The following is a 16,403-nucleotide window of genomic DNA, read 5'->3' as shown; positions in this document are numbered from 1 at the left end:
GGCCGGCAGGACCCACGGTCAGACACGGAAGCGCCCGGTGCGCTCCTGCTGCGCCGAGGCCAGCTTCGACAGCTCCTCCGAGGCGTTGGCGATCTGCTGCGATCCGGCCACGGTCTCGTCCAGCACCTGAGTGATGTTGGAGACGTTGCGGTTGATCTCCTCGGCCACCGAGGACTGCTCTTCGGCCGCGCTGGCGATCTGCGTGTTCATGTCCGAGATGCTGCTGATGGACTGCGTGATCGACTGCAGCGACTGCCCCGCATCGTTGACCTGTTCCACGCTGGAATGCGCCTGTCGACGGCCGTCCTCCATGGCCTTCACCGCGTCGCGCGTGCCGTTCTGCACCCGCTCGATCATCCCCTGGATCTCCTGGGTCGAATCCTGGGTCCGGCTCGCCAGGGTCCGCACCTCGTCGGCCACCACCGCGAAGCCGCGGCCCTGCTCGCCGGCCCGCGCCGCCTCGATGGCCGCGTTCAGCGCCAGCAGGTTGGTCTGATCGGCGATGTCCCCGATCACCTCCAGCACCTTGTTGATCTCCTCGGCATCGGTCGACAGCCGCTCGATCACCTGCGCGGTGTTCTCCACCTGGGTGGACAGGGTGTTGATCGCACTGACGGTCTGTTCCACCAGCTCCCGACCGTGGGTCGCATCCTTGTCCGTGCTCTGTGCGGCTTCCGCCGCCTCGGTGGCGTTGCGGGCGACCTCGGCCACGGTCGCGGTCATCTCGTTCATGGCCGTGGCGACCTGGTCGATCTCGGATTGCTGGCGGCCGACCTGTTCGTTGGTCTGCTCGCTGGTCGCGGACAGCTCGTTGGCTGCGGCCGCCACCTGGTCGCCGCCGGCGGCAACTTCCTTCACCAGCTCGTGGATCTTGCCCACAAAACGGTTGAACGCCGCCGCCAGATCCCCCAGCTCGTTGTTGCCGTCGGCCTCCAGCCGGCGCGTCAGGTCCCCGTCGCCGGACGCGATGTCGTCCAGACGCTCGACCGTATCGCGCAGCGGCCGCACGATACTGCGCGACAGCAACCAGGCCAGCAGGAGGCCGAGGCCGATGGCGGCCACGCCCACGCCCACCACGGTAGCCGTGGCATTGCGGGCCATCGCCACGTAATCGCTGCGATCGACCATCAGCTCCAGCACGCCCACCGGCTCGCCGGAGAAGTCTTCCACCGGACGCCCGACGACCGCCATCGGACGACCGTCGTGCTCGGTCCGGCGCACCAGTTCCTCACCGCCGGCAATCCGCTCCATTTCCTCACGGTTGAAGGTCGAGTCGCCGTTGATGGTGCTGCCGAAGGCCTCGAAGGTCCCGTCGCGCTGCAGGTAGAGGGCCACCGGGGCTTCCGTATCCGCCGTAAAGTCCTCGAAGAAGGCATCGTCGAACGCCATGCCGAATTCCAGCGATCCGATATGTTCACCTTCGTGGGAGACCGGGACGATGCCGCGGATGCCCAGGCCGGCCACCCCTTCCTCGAGCCCGGAGATCGGCCGGCGGTCGCGGTTGGTATCGACCACGGTCTGGCGGAACCCGGAGAGGTCATCGTCGTAGCGATCCGGACGGTGTGCCCGCAGGAAGGACGTCGCCGGCGGCGTATGGAACTGATACTGGCGTACGCCGTATTCCTCGTAGAGGTGATCGAAACCCGGTACGGTCATCGCATGCAGCTGTTCGCGGTCCCGCCGGGCGAAGGCCTGCTGCACGTCCGGAATGGCGGCCACGGCCTGTGCCATCGCGGTCCCGCGATCGGCCTCCTGATCGAGCTGCCGGATCAGCAGTTCACTCAGGTCGTTGAGTTCACGCTGTTCCGCGCGGTCCGCCATGTTGCCGAGGCTGTTCATCACCACCACCAGCGTGAGCACCACGACCGCGACCACCACGATAGCAACGCCGCCCATCAGGCGGGTTCCGATCCGGATATTCCTGAGCATCTCTCTCTCCCTTGAAGCTTTCTTCGCGCCCGGGATTACGGGCGCCATGCTGCGAGTCTCTCGCCCCCGCTAGCGGCCGGCCGCGGCCTGACTTGAGCCGCGCGGGTCACACGCCTCCCCACGCACTCAGCCCACGTGCCGCAGCAGCAACGGCTCGGCGAGCGCATACACCGCGAGGCTGACCAGCACGATGGCGATCACCGACAGCAGAGCCCCGCCGCGGATCATGTCCACCACGCGCAGGCGATTGGAGGCAAACACGATGGCGTTGGGCGGCGTGGCCACCGGCAACATGAATGCAACCGACGCGGCGAACGCCACCGGCAGGGTCATCAGCCCCACCGGCACGTCCATGCGCAGCGCGAGAGCGGCCACCAGTGGCAGCAGGGTGGCGGCGGTGGCGGTATTGCTGGTCACGTGGCTGAGGGTCATCGTGACCAGCACCACCCCCGCGATCACCAGCAGCAGCGGCCACGCCTGGGCGCCCATCAGCGCCTCGGCGGTCAGTTCCGCCAGACCCGAGGATTCGATGGCGGAACCGAGACTCAGACCACCCCCGACCAGCAGCAGCACCCCCCAGGGCAGCTCGCGCGTGTTATCCCAGCACAGCAGCCGCCGCTGACCCGAGGCCCCGGAAGGGATCAGGAACAGCAGCCCCGCCCCGAGGATCGCGATCCCGGCATCCGTCAGTTCCAGCGGCAGCCACGCCTCCAGCAGGGGACGAAACATCCAGGCCAGCGCCACCAGCAGGAACACCGTCGCCACGCGCAACTCCGCCCGGCTCCACGGCCCCAGATCGCCTACCTGCTCCTGCAGCATGCGGTCGAGCCCGTTGAGACGGATGCGGTGCACCGGGAACACCCAGCGGGTCAGCAGGACCCAGGCAATGACCAGCAGGGTCAGCGACAGCGGCAGGCCCAGCAGCATCCAGTCGATGAAACCAATCCCGAGCTCGTAGCGGTCATTGAGAAACGCGACGGTCAGCGCATTGGGCGGGGAACCGATGATGGTGGCCATGCCGCCGATGTTGGCCGCGAAAGCGATGCCCAGCAGCAGCGCCAGCGCCGGACTGCGGCTGTCCGGCGCCATGCCCTGCAGGCCCTGGCCCCCGTCGCGTTCCATCAGCCCCAGCACCGACAGCGCGATCGGCAACATCAGGGCCGCGGTGGCGGTATTGCTGACCCACATCGACAACCCGGCGGTGGCCAGCATGAAGGCGCCCACCAGGGTGTGCAGCCCGCGGCCGGAACGCGACAGGATCGCCAGCGCCAGCCGCTGGTGCAGACCCCAGCGCTGCACCGCCAGGGCGATCGCGAAACCGCCCATGAACAGAAAGATGGTGGGATTGGCGTAGGGTGCGGTAGCCTCGTCCATCGCCACCACGCCGGTCAGTGGCAGCAGGGCGATGGGCAGCAGGGCCGTGACCGGGATGGGCAGCGCCTCGCTGATCCACCACACGGCCATGAACAGGGTCAGGCCCAGGACCCGCCAGGCCTCCGGGGCGAAGGCCTCCGGCGGCGGGACCAGCAGAAAGGCCACGAAGACCAGCGGCCCGAGAAACAGGCCGATGCGCGCGCGCAGCGCGCTTCCGGCAGAGGATCCGCCGTGATCCTGTCCGGGACCGCCGCCGGCGCCCTGCGGCGGCGTTCGCTCCCCCTCCCCGGTCGTCTCCTGCATGCGTCAGTCCGCCGCGCGCACCAGGAATTCCATCAATGCCTTCTGCGCATGCAGGCGGTTTTCCGCTTCGTCCCACACCACGCTCTGCGGGCCTTCCAGCACGTCGGTGGCCACCTCTTCCTCGCGATGCGCCGGAAGGCAGTGCATGAACAGGGCATCCGGCTGCGCGCGATCCATCAGGGCCTGATCCACGAAGAACCCGGCAAACGCCTGGCGCCGCGCGCTCTTCTCCTGTTCCTGGCCCATGCTCGCCCACACGTCGGTCACCACCAGATCCGCACCCGCGGCCGCCTCGCCGGCATCGCGGGTCACGCTCACGTGATCGCGGGTCGCCTCCAGCACCGAGGGCTCCGGGTCGTAGCCCTCGGGACAGGCCGCCACCAGCTCGAAGTCCAGCAGATGGGCGGCGTACATGTAGCTGTGGCACATGTTGTTGCCGTCGCCGATCCAGGCCACGCGCTTGCCGCGGATGTCGCCACGGTATTCGAAGAAGGTCTGCAGATCCGCCAGCAGCTGCGCGGGGTGTTCCAGATCGGTCAGCCCGTTGATCACCGGCACCGAGGAATGGCGCGCGAACAGCTCCACCTTCTCGTGCTCGTAGGTGCGGATCATCACGCAGTCCACCATGCGCGAAAGCACCCGTGCGGTGTCCTCGATGGGCTCGCCCCGCCCGAGCTGGGTATCCCGCGGCGACAGGAACAGCGCGTTGCCGCCGAGCTGCTGCATGCCCACCTCGAAGGACACTCGGGTGCGGGTCGACGACTTCTCGAAGATCATTCCAAGGGTCTTGCCCCGCAGCAGGTCGTCATGGTGTTCGCCCGCCTTCAGCTGGCGTTTCAGCTCGATCGCGCGGTGCAGCACCGCGCGCGTCTCTTCGGCGGACAGATCGAGAAACGAAAGAAAATGGCGCGGATTCATGCAGAAGCCTCCCTGGTGGCCCCGGATGCCAGAAACGCATCCACCCGGTCGGCCACGCCGTTCGCGATCTGCGTGACCTGTTCGTCGTCAATGATCAGCGGCGGCAGCAACCGGATCACCCGCTCCGCCGTCACGTTCAGGATCAGCCCGGCCTCCAGCGCCTGTCCCACCAGCTCGCCGGCCGGCCGATCCAGCTCGATCCCCAGCATCAGGCCGCGGCCGCGGATCTCCACGACCTCCGGCCGGTGGCCCAGGCGATCCTCCAGCTGCCGGCGCAGTGCCTGCCCCTGGCGTTCGGCCTGCTCGCACAGGGCCTCCTCCTGCATCACGTCCAGCACCGCCAGCGCCGCGCGCGACACCAGCGGACCGCCGCCGAAGGTGGTGCCGTGCATCCCCGGCCGGAACAGGTCGCGGGCCGCCCCCGCCACCAGATTCGCCCCGATGGGAATGCCGTTGCCCAGCCCTTTGGCCAGGCTCACCACGTCCGGAATGATGCCTTCATGCTGGAACGCGAACCACTGGCCGGTACGACCGATGCCGGCCTGGATCTCGTCCAGCATCAGCAGCCAGCCGCTGGCATCGGCGATCTCCCGCAGGCGGCGCAGGTAGCCGTCGGGGGGGATGCGGATTCCGCCCTCGCCGGTGACCGGCTCGACCAGAATGGCCACGATGTCTTCCTGTCCGGCTAGTGCCGCCACCGCGTCCGCATCGCCGTAGGGCACATGTTCGAACCCCTCGACCAGCGGCTCGAACCCGGCCTGGATCTTCGCATTGCCGGTGGCGGACAGGGTCGCCATGGTGCGCCCGTGGAAGCTCCCGTCCATCACGATCACGCGCGGGCGCTCGATGCCCTTCGCACGTCCGTGCAGCCGCGCCAGCTTGATCGCGGCCTCGTTGGCCTCGGCCCCGGAATTGCAGAAGAATGCACGATCCATACCCGCGAGCGAGCACAGCCGGCGCGCCAGCGTCTCCTGCAGCGGGACCCGGTACAGGTTGGAGGTGTGCACCAGGGTCGAGGCCTGATCACAGACCGCACTGGCCACCCGCGGATGCGCATGTCCCAGGCCGCAGACCGCGATGCCCGACAGGGCATCCAGATAGCGCCGGCCCTCGGTGTCCCACAACCAGGCACCCTCGCCGCGCTCGAAGGCGACCGGCAGGCGATTGTAGGTCTGCTGCAGGAAATCGTTCATGTTCCGTTCTCCAAACGCGAAAGCCGGCGGTGGTGCCGCCGGCTTCCGGAATGCGGGTCGGACACCCGGCGCGGAACCCTCTTGCGGGAACCCGCCGGGCTCGTCGCCGATCTTACTGCATCTGCCGGGCGACGAAGTCCCAGTTCACCACGCTCCAGAAGTTCTCGAGGTACTTCGGGCGCGCGTTGCGATAATCGATGTAGTAGGCATGCTCCCACACGTCGCAGGTCAGCAGCGGGGTCTGGCCGTCGCGCATCGGGTTCGCGGCGTTCGAGGTATTGACGATCTCCAGCGAGCCGTCGCCATTCTGCACCAGCCAGGTCCAGCCGGAACCGAAGTTGCCGACCGCCATCTCGTTGAACTTTTCCTTGAAGGCGTCGAACGAACCGAAGGCGCTGTTGATGGCGTCCGCCAGCTTGCCGGAGGGCTCGCCACCGGCATTCGGGCCCATGCAGTTGAAGTAGAAGGTGTGGTTCCAGACCTGGGCGCCGTTGTTGAAGATGCCGCCGGCCGGGGCCTTCTTGATGATGTCCTCCAGCGAGGCGTTCTCGAACTCGGAGCCCGGCAGCAGGCCGTTGAGCTTGGTCACGTAGGTCGCGTGGTGCTTGTCGTGATGGTATTCCAGCGTCTCGGCGGAGATGTGGGGCTCCAGTGCGTCCTTCGCGTACGGCAGATCGGGCAGTTCGTAGGTCATGGGACCTCCTTCTTCGCGTTCGTTCGTTATTCGTGGTGATGTCTCGCGGGGACCGCCCCTTCACGGGCGATCCCGAACCCGCTAACGATAGTCACCTTGGGCGGGCGATGCAATTCCCGAGTACAACACTCGACCTTTGGCGGGCCGCGGGTGCGGGCATCGTGATACCTTTTCTTCGTAACGTAACATCGCCGTGCTGGACTGGGCGGATTCCGTGATGTGCCCGTCCCCGATGCAGGATACCGACTTGGAAGCCAACGACCGTTTTCTCAACCGTGAACTCTCGCTGCTGGAATTCAACCGCCGGGTGCTGGAACTCGCGCGGGAACCCGGCTTTCCTCTGCTGGAACGCCTGCGTTATCTCAGCATCTCCTCGACCAATCTCGACGAGTTCTTCGAGGTCCGCGTCGGTTCGCTGCTGCAGCAGGTCGAACTGAACGTCAGCGCGCCCGGACCCGACGGCCTGTCCGCGCAGGAACAGCTGCGCCGCATCAGCCCGGCCGCGCACCAGCTGGTGGACGAGCAGTACGCGATCCTCAACGACGAACTGATCCCGGCGCTGGCCGCCGAGGGCATCCACTTCGTGCGCCGTACCCACTGGACACCGGAGCAGCAGGCATGGGTGCGGGACTACTTCCGCGAGCAGCTGCAGCCGGTGCTCACGCCCATCGGCCTGGACCCGGCCCATCCGTTCCCGCGCATCCTCAACAAGAGCCTCAACTTCATCGTGACCCTGCAGGGCAAGGACGCCTTCGGCCGCGAATCCGGCCGCGCGGTGGTGCAGGCCCCGCGCTCGCTCCCGCGTCTGGTGCGCCTGCCGCCGGAGGTCGCCTCCGGCGACAACGACTTCGTACTGCTCTCCTCCATCCTGCACGCCCATGTCGGCGAGCTGTTCCGCGGCATGCAGGCCACCGGCTGCTACCAGTTCCGGCTCACCCGCAACTCCGACCTGTTCGTGCAGGAAGAAGAGATCGACGACCTGCTCAACGCGCTGGAGGGCGAGCTGCCGCAGCGCAACTACGGCGCCGCGGTGCGCCTGGAGGTCGCGGACAACTGCCCCGAGGAGGTTGCCCGTTTCCTGCTGCAGCAGTTCAACCTGACGGACGAGGCCCTCTACCAGGTCACCGGCCTGGTCAACCTCAATCGCCTGATGGCGGTCCACGATCTGGTCGACCGCCCGGATCTCAAGTTCCCGCCGTTCGTGCCCGCGCTGCCGCGCCCGCACGTGGGCGCCGAACAGATCTTCCACTGCGTGCGCGAACACGACCTGCTGCTGCACCACCCCTACGAGTCGTTCATGCCGGTGGTGGAGTTCCTGCGCCAGGCCGCCAGCGACCCGGACGTGCTGGCGATCAAGCAGACCCTGTACCGCACCGGCACCCGCTCGCCACTGGTCGAGACCCTGATCGAGGCCGCGCGCAACGGCAAGGAAGTCACCGTGGTGATCGAGCTGCGGGCGCGTTTCGACGAGGCCGCCAACATCGAGCTGGCCAACCGCATGCAGGACGAGGGCGTGCACGTGACCTATGGCGTGGTCGGCTACAAGACCCACGCCAAGCTGGCGCTGGTGGTGCGCCGTGACGAGAACGGCATCAACCGCTATGCCCACCTGGGCACCGGCAACTACCACTCCGGCACCGCCAAGGCGTACACCGACTACGGCCTGATGACCGCCGATCCGGTGATCACCGAGGACGTCCACCGGGTGTTCCAGCAGCTGACCGGGCTGGGCCAGGTGTCCCGCCTGCGGCGGCTGATCCAGGCGCCCTTCCGGCTGCACGACGCGATGCTGGAAAAGATCCGCCGCGAGGCCGAACATGCCCGCGCCGGACGCCCGGCACGCATCGTCGCGCGCATGAACTCGCTCAACGAGGCGGCGATCATCGAGGCGCTGTACGAGGCCTCGCAGGCCGGTGTCCGCATCGAGCTGATCGTGCGCGGGATCTGCGCCCTGCGCCCCGGGGTGGAGGGGCTCTCGGAGAACATCGAGGTGCGCTCGGTGCTGGGGCGCTTCCTCGAGCACTCGCGGGTGTTCTGGTTCGGCAACGACGGCGAACCGGAGCTGTACCTGTCCAGCGCCGACTGGATGCCGCGCAACTTCTTCCGCCGCGTCGAGGTCGCGTTCCCGGTGACCGATCCGGCCATGCGCGAGCGGGTGGCGGAGGAGTCGCTGTTCGCCTATCTGCGGGATACCGCCACGGCCTGGCGCCTGCTGCCGGACGGTCGCTACCAGCGCGTGACCCCGGCGGAAGGCGAAGCGCCGTGGTCGGTGCAGCAGTGGCTGCTGGACACGCTCTCGGGGACCCAGACCACCAGCGGGTAACCCCCGGGCGCGCGGCCCGGGCCCGGATCCCGGTCAGGCGAAGGCCAGGCGAACCCCGACCCGTTTGAGTTCCGCCGCCTCGGCCTCCAGATCGGCGCGGGTCAGCGGGTGTGCGTCCAGCCAGCCGTCGGTGAAGGTCAGTTCCAGGCCCGCCGTGCGCGGGCGCACCGTTTCCAGCGGCAGCGGGTCGTCGGTACGCGGGCGGTGCAGCAGCACCGCCAGCCGCAGCAGCACCACGAGATGACGGAAACCTTCGTCGTCCCCGGGACGCGGGTCCTTCAGCAGCGAGGGCTTGAGCTTGCGCCGATGCAGTCGCACCAGGCGCGCCAGTTCCTGTTGTTCCGGCCGCGAGAACCCGGGCAGGTCGGCCCAGTCGAGGATGTATTCCCCGTGCTTGTGGTACTTCGCGTGCGACAGCGCCAGGCCGATCTCGTGCAGCTCCGCCGCCCAGCTGAGGCGATCGCGATCTTCCGCCCCCAGGCCCAGCTCGTCGGCCACCTGCTCTGCCAGCCAGTCGGCGGTGGCCTGCACGCGCCGCGCCTGTTCCGCGTCCACCGCGAAGCGCTCGCGCAGGTGATGGATGGTACGTCCGCGCACGTCCTCGTGGCGGATCCGGCCCAGCAGGTCGTGCACCACGCCCTCGCGCAGCGCACCGTCCGAGGGATGCAGACGCTCGATCCCCAGCGCGCGAAAGGCCCCGATCAGGACCGCCAGCCCGCCGGCAATCACCGGTCGGCGGTCCTCGTTGAGCCCCGGGAGGTCGTCCAGATCCGCGCTGCGCTTCTTGCGGATCATGCGCTCGCGCAGGGCCTCCAGTGAGGCCAGCGTGAGCCCCGGTTCGGGATCCAGCTCCAGTCCCTCGACGATCCGGCTGAGGGCCAGGATGGTCCCGGACGATCCGAGGGCCTGCGCCCAGCCGAGCCGGCGATAGGTCCCGACCAGCGGCTGCAGCTCGCGTCCGGCCTGCAGCTCCGCGGCTTCAAACGCACGCCGGGTCAGGCGCCCGCGCGGGAAAAACCGGCGGGTGAAGCTGACACAGCCCATCTCCAGGCTCTCGGCTCGCTCGGTCTCGAAACGCGCCCCGATGATGAACTCGGTGCTACCGCCGCCGATGTCGATCACCAGACGCCGCTCGCCCTCGTCCGCGAGGGTATGGGCGACCCCGAGGTAGACCAGGCGGGCCTCCTCGCGCCCGCCGATGATCTCCACCGGATGACCCAGCGCCGCCTCGGCGCGCTGCAGGAAACGATCGGCATTGCGCAGCTGGCGCAGGGTATTGGTACCCACCGCACGCACGCTGCCGTGTGGCAGCCCGCGCAGGCGCTGGCCGAAGCGTTCCAGGCAGGCGATCGCCCGTTCCGCCACCGCCGGGTCGAGACCGCCGCGCGAATCCAGTCCGCTGGCCAGCCGCACCATGTCCTTCAGGCGGTCCTGCATCAGGACCTCGCTGCCCTGGCGGCGTGCCACGATCATGTGAAAGCTGTTGGAACCCAGGTCCACCGCCGCGACGGTCTCGACCTCCCCGGGCTGGCCAGCCTGCCCCTCGTTCGTCATGGTCAGGCCCCGCCGAGGCGTTCCAGCACCCCGCGCGGCAGGTGCCACACCAGATGCAGCGGGCCGGGCAGATGGCCGCCCAGGCCGCAGGCATCGCCCTTGCCCATGGCCACCGGTGCCGCGCCGCCGGACAGCCCGAGAAGGCGGCCGGCGAGCCGCGACAGATCCGGCTCGTGCCCGACCAGCACGATGCTGCCGCCATCCTTCTCCGTCTGCAGCCGCTCCTGCAGCTCGGGGCCCACCAGCTGCCCCGGGCGCAGGCAGTCCACGGTTTCCGCCTCGCAGGCCAGGGCCCGCGCCAGCGGCGCGGCTGTCTGCGCCGCGCGGTGCCAGGGGCTGACCCAGACCCGCGCCGGCTCCGCCAGCAGCGGCACCAGTGCACGGGCCATGGCCGCCGCGCTCGCTTCACCCTCACGGGTCAGGGGACGATCGCGGTCGGGGCCGTCGAATGCCGACGGATCCTCGGACTGGGCGTGGCGCAGCAATACCAGATCGGGGCGCTTCACGGGATCAGGCCTCCGGGTCCGGTCGCAGCATCAGCAGCGAATACCAGCCGTCGCCGGCCAGCCACTCGCGATCCCGCAGCAGACCGCTGCCGGCAAGCAGCCGGTCGATCATCGTCGCGTCGAACTTGCGCGAGATCTCGGTGCGGATCACTTCGCCCGCGGTCAGCTCCAGGGTGGTGTCGAACGCGTCCACCCGCACCTGCTGCGGGGCCTGCGCCACCAGATGCATCTCGATGCGCGAGGCCTGATGATTGAACGGCGCGCGGTGCACGAAACCGCGCTCGTCGAAATCGGCCCCCAGCTCGCGGTTGAGCACCGACAGCAGGTTCAGATTGAAGGCCGCGGTGACCCCTGCCGCATCGTCATAGGCCGCCTCCAGCACGTCCACCGGCTTGACCCGGTCCAGGCCCAGCAGCAGGTGATCGTCCGGCCCCATGGTCCGGCGGATCGTCTGCAGCAGCGCGATCGCCTCGGCATCCTCGAAGTTCCCGAGGCTGCTGCCGAGAAAGGTGAACAGCCGGGCCTCGCCGTGACCGCTCTCCGCCTCGTCATCGGTCAGGGCCTCCAGGGCAGCGATGTAATCACCCGCCAGCGCCCGGATGCTCAGCTGCGGGAAGCGCTCCACCAGCCGTGCACCGGCCTCGTCGAGGATCTCCGCACATACGTCGTTGGCGACGTAATGCGCCCGCTCGCCGGCCGCGCGTTCCAGTGGCGCGAGCAGGTATTCGGTCTTGCGCGAGGTGCCGCTGCCCAGCTCCACCAGCGTGGACGCCCCGGCCGCCGCGATGATCGCCTCCGCGTTGCGCTCCAGCAGCGAGGCCTCCAGACGGGTGGGATAGTATTCCGGGGTATCGCAGATGGCGTCGAACAGCGCGGAGCCACGGGCATCGTAGAAATACTTGGGCGGCAGGCTGCGCGGGGGTTCCAGCATCCCGGCGCGGAAGTCGGCGAGCAGTTCGGCGTGCGCGTCGCGAACCTCGACGGTGCGGCGGGAATAGCGCTCGGGAATGCGCTCGGCGGGAGATGCGGCCATCGGGGGTTCCGTCGTCCTGGGTTTTCCGGCACGCTAGCATGAAAACCGCGACGGCTCCCAGCACCGGAGTGCTTCGCCGGGACTTTCTCCGAACCACCCCGAACCGCCGACTCCCATGTGCCGCCACCTCGCCTATCTCGGTCCTCCCCTGCCCCTGCGGGCCCTGCTGATGGATCCGCCGCATTCGCTGACCGAGCAGGCCATCGGACCGCAGGAACTGGTCTACGCCCGGGTGAACGCCGACGGCTTCGGCTTCGGCTGGTTCGACGAGCGCGGCGAACCGCTGAACTATCGCCGTGCCGACCCCATCTGGCAGGACCCCAACCTGCAGACCCTCGCCGGACACCTGCACCAGCCCCAGTGGGTGGCGGCCATCCGCAGCGCGACGCCCGGCTTCGGCGGCGACACCGCCAATGCCCAGCCGTTCGCGCGCGACGGACTGCTGTACAGCCATAACGGCCTGATCCGGAGCTTCCTCCCGCGCATCCGCCGCTGCATCCAGCAGCGCCTGGAACCGGCGATCGAGGAGGGCATCCAGGGAACCACGGATTCCGAATACCTGTTCGCGCTGATCCGCCAGCTGCTGGCCGACGACCCGGAAACCACCCTGGAAGGCGCACTGGGCGAGGCCTTCTCGCTGGTGGCCGAATGGCTGGGGGACGAACACGCCCTGCTCAACGTGATCATCGGCGACGGTCGGCGCATCGTGGCCAGTCGTCACGCGGTGAATGCCGACTCGCCCAGCCTTTACTACACCACCGATGACGAGACGTTCCCGGACGGCAGCGTGGTGATCGCCTCGGAACCCCTGACCGACCGCGAGGCCTGGCGGGCGGTGCCGCCGCATCATCTGCTGTGCGTGGAGCCCGAGAGCCCGCCGGAACTTCTCGCCCTGTAACGTGCTCCTGCCGACATGTCCGCGAACCCGCCCCTCAATCTGCGTGACTGCCTGGCCACCCAGCATGCGCGCCTGAACGACGCCCTCGACGGTACCCCGCCCGCCGCGGGCCGCAATCAGTATCATCGCGATCTGAGCCCGGTCGACTGGCACTATGCCCACTGCCATTTCATCGAGGCGGTCTGGCTGGGCGAGCGCCTGCCGCAGCAACCGCCCGAGGCGCAGCGCGACTGGCACGACCTGTACTTCCCCGAACTGAGCCCCAAATGGCGCCGGGGCGGTCGTCTGCCCCCGCGGGGCCGGCTGCGGGCCTGGGGCCACGAGCGCCAGACCCTGCACCGCGAATGGCTGGCGGACCCCGCGATCCAGGACCATCCGCTGATGGTCGGCGACTATCTCGCCGGTTTCCTGGCCCAGCACCATGCGATGCATCTGGAAACCCTGGAACAGGTCCGCTGGTTCGCACGGCTGCATGGCGCCCACCCCGGACGGGCCCCCGCCCCGCCGCGGCCGGGCGCGGACACGGGCACCCGCGTGCCGGACCGCGACTGGATCCCGTTCGACGCCGCCCGCCACACCGTCGGCTACGCCGGCGTCGACGCCTTCGACAACGAACGCGGCGTCCACGAAACCACCACCGGACCCTTCGAGATCGCCGCCCGCCCGGTCAGCAACGCCGATCATGCGGCGTTCATCGAACAGGGCGGCTACCGGCGCCCCGAATTCTGGGATCGCGCCGGCCTGGAGTGGCTCCGGCAATCGGGTACCCGCGGCCCGCTCGGATGGTGGCGGGCAGGGGATGGGCAATGGTGGCAGACCCGTCCGGATGGCGAGGCCCCGCTGGACCCGGATGCGCCAGCGATGGGCCTGTGCTGGTTTGCCGCGCGCGCCCACGCCCGCTGGGCCGGCGCCCGCCTGCCGCACGAACATGAATGGGAACGCGCCGCGCGGGAAGGTGCGTTGCAGGCCACCGGCCAGGTCTGGGAATGGTGCGACAACGCGTTCTTTCCCTATCCGGGATTCCGGGCCTATCCTTATGAAGGGTTCTCGGTGCCGTGGTTCGACGGGGAACACCGGGTCCTGCGCGGCGGCTGCGAATGGAGCGATCCGATCCTGTGCCGGCCCAGCCTGCGCAATTTCTTCACCCCGGAGAAGCGCCACGTGTTCGCCGGACTGCGCCTGGTGCGCGAGCGCTAGGGAAACACTGATCAATGTCCGAGAAGGAACCGCCATGCCTGCCCCGACCTCCGTCCCGACCCGTATCACCACCCTGCTCTGCGGCCTGATCCTGGCCGGGGCCGCCGTCACGCCGGCCGCCGCGGGCGGCGACGGGGCCACGGTGTTCAAGCTCTCCGGCACCGCCGAGCGTCAGGTCGAGAACGACCGCATGATCGCCACCCTGGTGGCCGAGGCCCGCGCGCCCGAAGCGCGTGATGCCGCCGCCCAGGTCAATCAGCGAATGGAGGGTGCCCTGGCGCACCTCGAGGCATTCGAACACATCGACACCCGGACCCTCGACTACAGCACCCGCGCGATCCAGGACCGCAATGACCGCAGCCGGATCACCGCCTGGCAGGTGCGCCAGAGTCTGGAACTGCGCGGCGGCGACTTCGACAGCCTCACCGAGCGCGTCGGCGAGCTGCAGCAGGAACACGAGCTCACCGTCAGCGGCATCCGTTTCGGCGTGTCCGCCGAGCGCGAACGGGAGGCACGCCGCGAGATGATCGACGATGCGGTGGAGGACCTGACGGATCAGGCCCGGGCGATGGCGCGCAGCATCGGCGCCTCGCATCTGCGGCCGCTGGAGATGGAACTCACGCGCCAGCACAGCCACGGACCGCAGCCGATGATGGCACGCTCCGAAGGAGTTGCCAGCGCCCCCGCGCTGGAAGCCGGCGAGAGCACCCTGACCATCCGTGTGGACGGTCGCATGCAGGCCCTGGGAGCGGACACCCTGCGCGTGACACCCCGATAAGCCGGGCACGACAGCGGAGACCGCATGCGCCAGATGACCGCGCCGGAACTGAACGACTACCTCGCCACGGCGGACCCGCCGCCGCTGCTGCTGGACGTGCGTGAACCCTGGGAGTTCGAGCACTGCCATATCGAGGGCTCACGCCTGCTGCCGATGGGCCAGATCCCGTCGCGCCGGGACGAACTGGATCCGCAGGCCGAGATCGTCGTCATCTGCCACCATGGCGTACGCAGCCAGCAGGTGGCGGGATTTCTCGAACGGGCCGGCTTCCCGCACGTCATCAACCTGCGCGGCGGCGTGGACGCCTGGGCGCGCGAGGTGGACCTGAACATGCCCGTCTACTGATCCCGCCCGACCCGGCCCCGGCCGGTGCGGGGAATACTGGGACGTGCCGGCCTCATTCCGTATACTGACCGGTTTTCCGGCCCACTGCGAGCAAGCGATGAATCCTGACCTCGACCGGCTCCAGCCCTATCCGTTCGAACGCCTGCGGGCGCTGTTCGCCGATCTGGAGCTGCCCGGGGGCGTGGATCCGATCGCGCTGTCCATCGGCGAACCGCGGCACCCGCTGCCGGACTTCGTCGAGCCCACGCTGCAAGCGGCGGTCAGCGGCTACAACCACTACCCGACCACGCGCGGCGCCCCGGCCCTGCGCGAGACCATCGCCCTGTGGCTGCAGCAGCGCTTCACCCTGCCCGACGGGGTCGACCCGGAGCGCCAGATCCTGCCGGTGGCGGGCACCCGCGAGGCGCTGTTCGCCATCGCCCAGGCGGTGGTCGATCCACGCGCCGAGTCCCGTGTGCTGATGCCCAACCCGTTCTACCAGATCTACGAGGGCGCGGCCCTGCTGGCCGGGGCCGAACCGGCGTTCTACGACCTGGATTCCGAGCGCGGCTGCCTTCCGGACTTCTCGCAGGTACCGGAATCGCTGTGGAAATCGGTGCAGCTGGTGTATGTCTGCAACCCCGGCAATCCCGCAGGCACGGTGATCCCCGAGGACCAGCTGCAGACCCTGATCGAGCTGGCCGAGCGCCACGACTTCGTGATCGCCGCCGACGAGTGCTATTCCGAGATCTACCATCCGCGCGGCCATCCGCCACCGGGTCTGCTGGGCGCCGCCGCGCGCATGGGCAACGACACCTTCCGGCGCTGCATCGCGTTCCACAGCCTGTCCAAGCGCTCCAACCTGCCGGGGCTGCGTTCGGGCTTCGTGGCGGGCGACGCCGGAATCCTCGAACGCTTCGCGCTGTACCGCACCTATCACGGCTGCACCCTGCCGACCCCGACCCAGGCGGTCAGCCGCGCGGCCTGGGCGGACGAGGCCCACGTCGAGGCCAATCGCGACCTCTATGCCGAGAAGTTCGCCCGCGTGGTGCCGAAGCTCCAGGAGGTGATGGAGGTCAGCACGCCGGAAGCCGGGTTCTACCTGTGGCCGCGGGTACCGGACGGCGACGACGAGGCCTTTGCCCGCCGGCTGTACGCGGAGGCCGGGGTCACCGTGCTGCCCGGGCGCTATCTCGGCCGCAGCCACCCCGACAGCGGCTACAACCCGGGCGCCGGTCATGTGCGCATGGCGCTGGTCGCCGAACCCGAGGCCTGTGTCGAGGCCGCCGAGCGCATCGTCGGGCTGTATCGCTGATCAGCTCCGCCGATCCTCCCGCACCCGTTCCTTTCGTTTTTTCATCTACGATCGACCACAAGGA

At 68.9% G+C, this 16,403-nt stretch carries 14 protein-coding genes; 6 read left to right on the top strand and 8 right to left on the bottom strand.

Annotated elements, in window-relative coordinates:
• Window positions 1-18: 18 nt before the first annotated feature.
• From F620_RS0106645 to F620_RS0106625, 5 genes are all read right to left on the bottom strand, one after another.
• Entirely contained in the window at window positions 19-1,929 is a 1,911-nt protein-coding gene (locus tag F620_RS0106645; RefSeq protein WP_019569938.1) for a methyl-accepting chemotaxis protein, read from the bottom strand.
• 126 nt (window positions 1,930-2,055) lie between these two features.
• Window positions 2,056-3,606, bottom strand: coding sequence for a DASS family sodium-coupled anion symporter (locus tag F620_RS0106640; RefSeq protein ID WP_019569937.1), 1,551 nt, complete (start codon window positions 3,604-3,606; stop codon window positions 2,056-2,058).
• A 3-nt stretch (window positions 3,607-3,609) separates the two neighbouring features.
• On the bottom strand, window positions 3,610-4,524 hold the full coding sequence (argF, locus tag F620_RS0106635; RefSeq protein WP_019569936.1) for an ornithine carbamoyltransferase: 915 nt from the start codon (window positions 4,522-4,524) through the stop codon (window positions 3,610-3,612).
• The gene (locus F620_RS0106630) at window positions 4,521-5,717 is read right to left on the bottom strand and encodes an acetylornithine transaminase (protein WP_019569935.1); all 1,197 of its coding nucleotides are present in this window, start codon (window positions 5,715-5,717) and stop codon (window positions 4,521-4,523) included. Before F620_RS0106630 ends, argF begins: the two co-directional genes overlap by 4 nt.
• A gap of 112 nt (window positions 5,718-5,829) precedes the next feature.
• Window positions 5,830-6,411: a superoxide dismutase gene (locus F620_RS0106625; RefSeq protein WP_018870440.1), complete on the bottom strand. Its 582-nt coding sequence runs from the start codon at window positions 6,409-6,411 to the stop codon at window positions 5,830-5,832.
• A gap of 232 nt (window positions 6,412-6,643) precedes the next feature.
• Here F620_RS0106625 and ppk1 point away from each other — a divergent pair, with 232 nt between their 5' ends.
• Window positions 6,644-8,734 carry a polyphosphate kinase 1 gene (gene ppk1, locus F620_RS0106620; protein WP_019569934.1) on the top strand — a complete coding sequence of 697 codons (2,091 nt, stop codon included), beginning with the start codon at window positions 6,644-6,646 and terminating at the stop codon, window positions 8,732-8,734.
• Between the two features lie 33 nt (window positions 8,735-8,767).
• Here ppk1 and F620_RS0106615 read toward each other — a convergent pair whose 3' ends face one another.
• From F620_RS0106615 to egtD, 3 genes are read right to left on the bottom strand one after another with little or no spacing between them, the layout of a single operon-like run.
• Window positions 8,768-10,288, bottom strand: coding sequence for a Ppx/GppA phosphatase family protein (locus tag F620_RS0106615; RefSeq protein ID WP_019569933.1), 1,521 nt, complete (start codon window positions 10,286-10,288; stop codon window positions 8,768-8,770).
• 2 nt (window positions 10,289-10,290) lie between these two features.
• Window positions 10,291-10,794, bottom strand: a complete 504-nt coding sequence (locus F620_RS0106610) for a histidine phosphatase family protein (RefSeq protein WP_018870443.1) — start codon at window positions 10,792-10,794, stop codon at window positions 10,291-10,293.
• A 4-nt stretch (window positions 10,795-10,798) separates the two neighbouring features.
• Window positions 10,799-11,827 (bottom strand): L-histidine N(alpha)-methyltransferase, encoded by a 1,029-nt coding sequence (egtD, locus tag F620_RS0106605; protein WP_019569932.1) that lies wholly within the window; start codon window positions 11,825-11,827, stop codon window positions 10,799-10,801.
• A 115-nt stretch (window positions 11,828-11,942) separates the two neighbouring features.
• Here egtD and egtC point away from each other — a divergent pair, with 115 nt between their 5' ends.
• The 5 genes from egtC to dapC all read left to right on the top strand — a co-directional run bounded on the left by egtC (window position 11,943) and on the right by dapC (window position 16,339).
• Complete coding sequence (egtC, locus tag F620_RS0106600; RefSeq protein WP_018870445.1) at window positions 11,943-12,725, top strand: ergothioneine biosynthesis protein EgtC; 783 nt, start codon at window positions 11,943-11,945, stop codon at window positions 12,723-12,725.
• Window positions 12,726-12,740: 15 nt separating this feature from the next.
• On the top strand, window positions 12,741-13,922 hold the full coding sequence (locus tag F620_RS0106595) for an SUMF1/EgtB/PvdO family nonheme iron enzyme (protein WP_019569931.1): 1,182 nt from the start codon (window positions 12,741-12,743) through the stop codon (window positions 13,920-13,922).
• Window positions 13,923-13,956: 34 nt separating this feature from the next.
• The gene (locus F620_RS0106590; protein ID WP_019569930.1) at window positions 13,957-14,700 is read left to right on the top strand and encodes an SIMPL domain-containing protein; all 744 of its coding nucleotides are present in this window, start codon (window positions 13,957-13,959) and stop codon (window positions 14,698-14,700) included.
• Between the two features lie 24 nt (window positions 14,701-14,724).
• Window positions 14,725-15,045, top strand: coding sequence for a rhodanese-like domain-containing protein (locus F620_RS0106585; protein ID WP_019569929.1), 321 nt, complete (start codon window positions 14,725-14,727; stop codon window positions 15,043-15,045).
• Between the two features lie 97 nt (window positions 15,046-15,142).
• Complete coding sequence (dapC, locus tag F620_RS0106580; protein WP_019569928.1) at window positions 15,143-16,339, top strand: succinyldiaminopimelate transaminase; 1,197 nt, start codon at window positions 15,143-15,145, stop codon at window positions 16,337-16,339.
• Window positions 16,340-16,403 lie beyond the last annotated feature (64 nt).

Source organism: Thioalkalivibrio sp. ALE11 (assembly GCF_000381205.1).
In the GTDB taxonomy this organism is placed as follows: domain Bacteria; phylum Pseudomonadota; class Gammaproteobacteria; order Ectothiorhodospirales; family Ectothiorhodospiraceae; genus Thioalkalivibrio.
The sequence above is the reverse complement of the archived record's forward strand: the minus strand, read 5'-3'. Positions and strand labels throughout refer to the sequence as shown.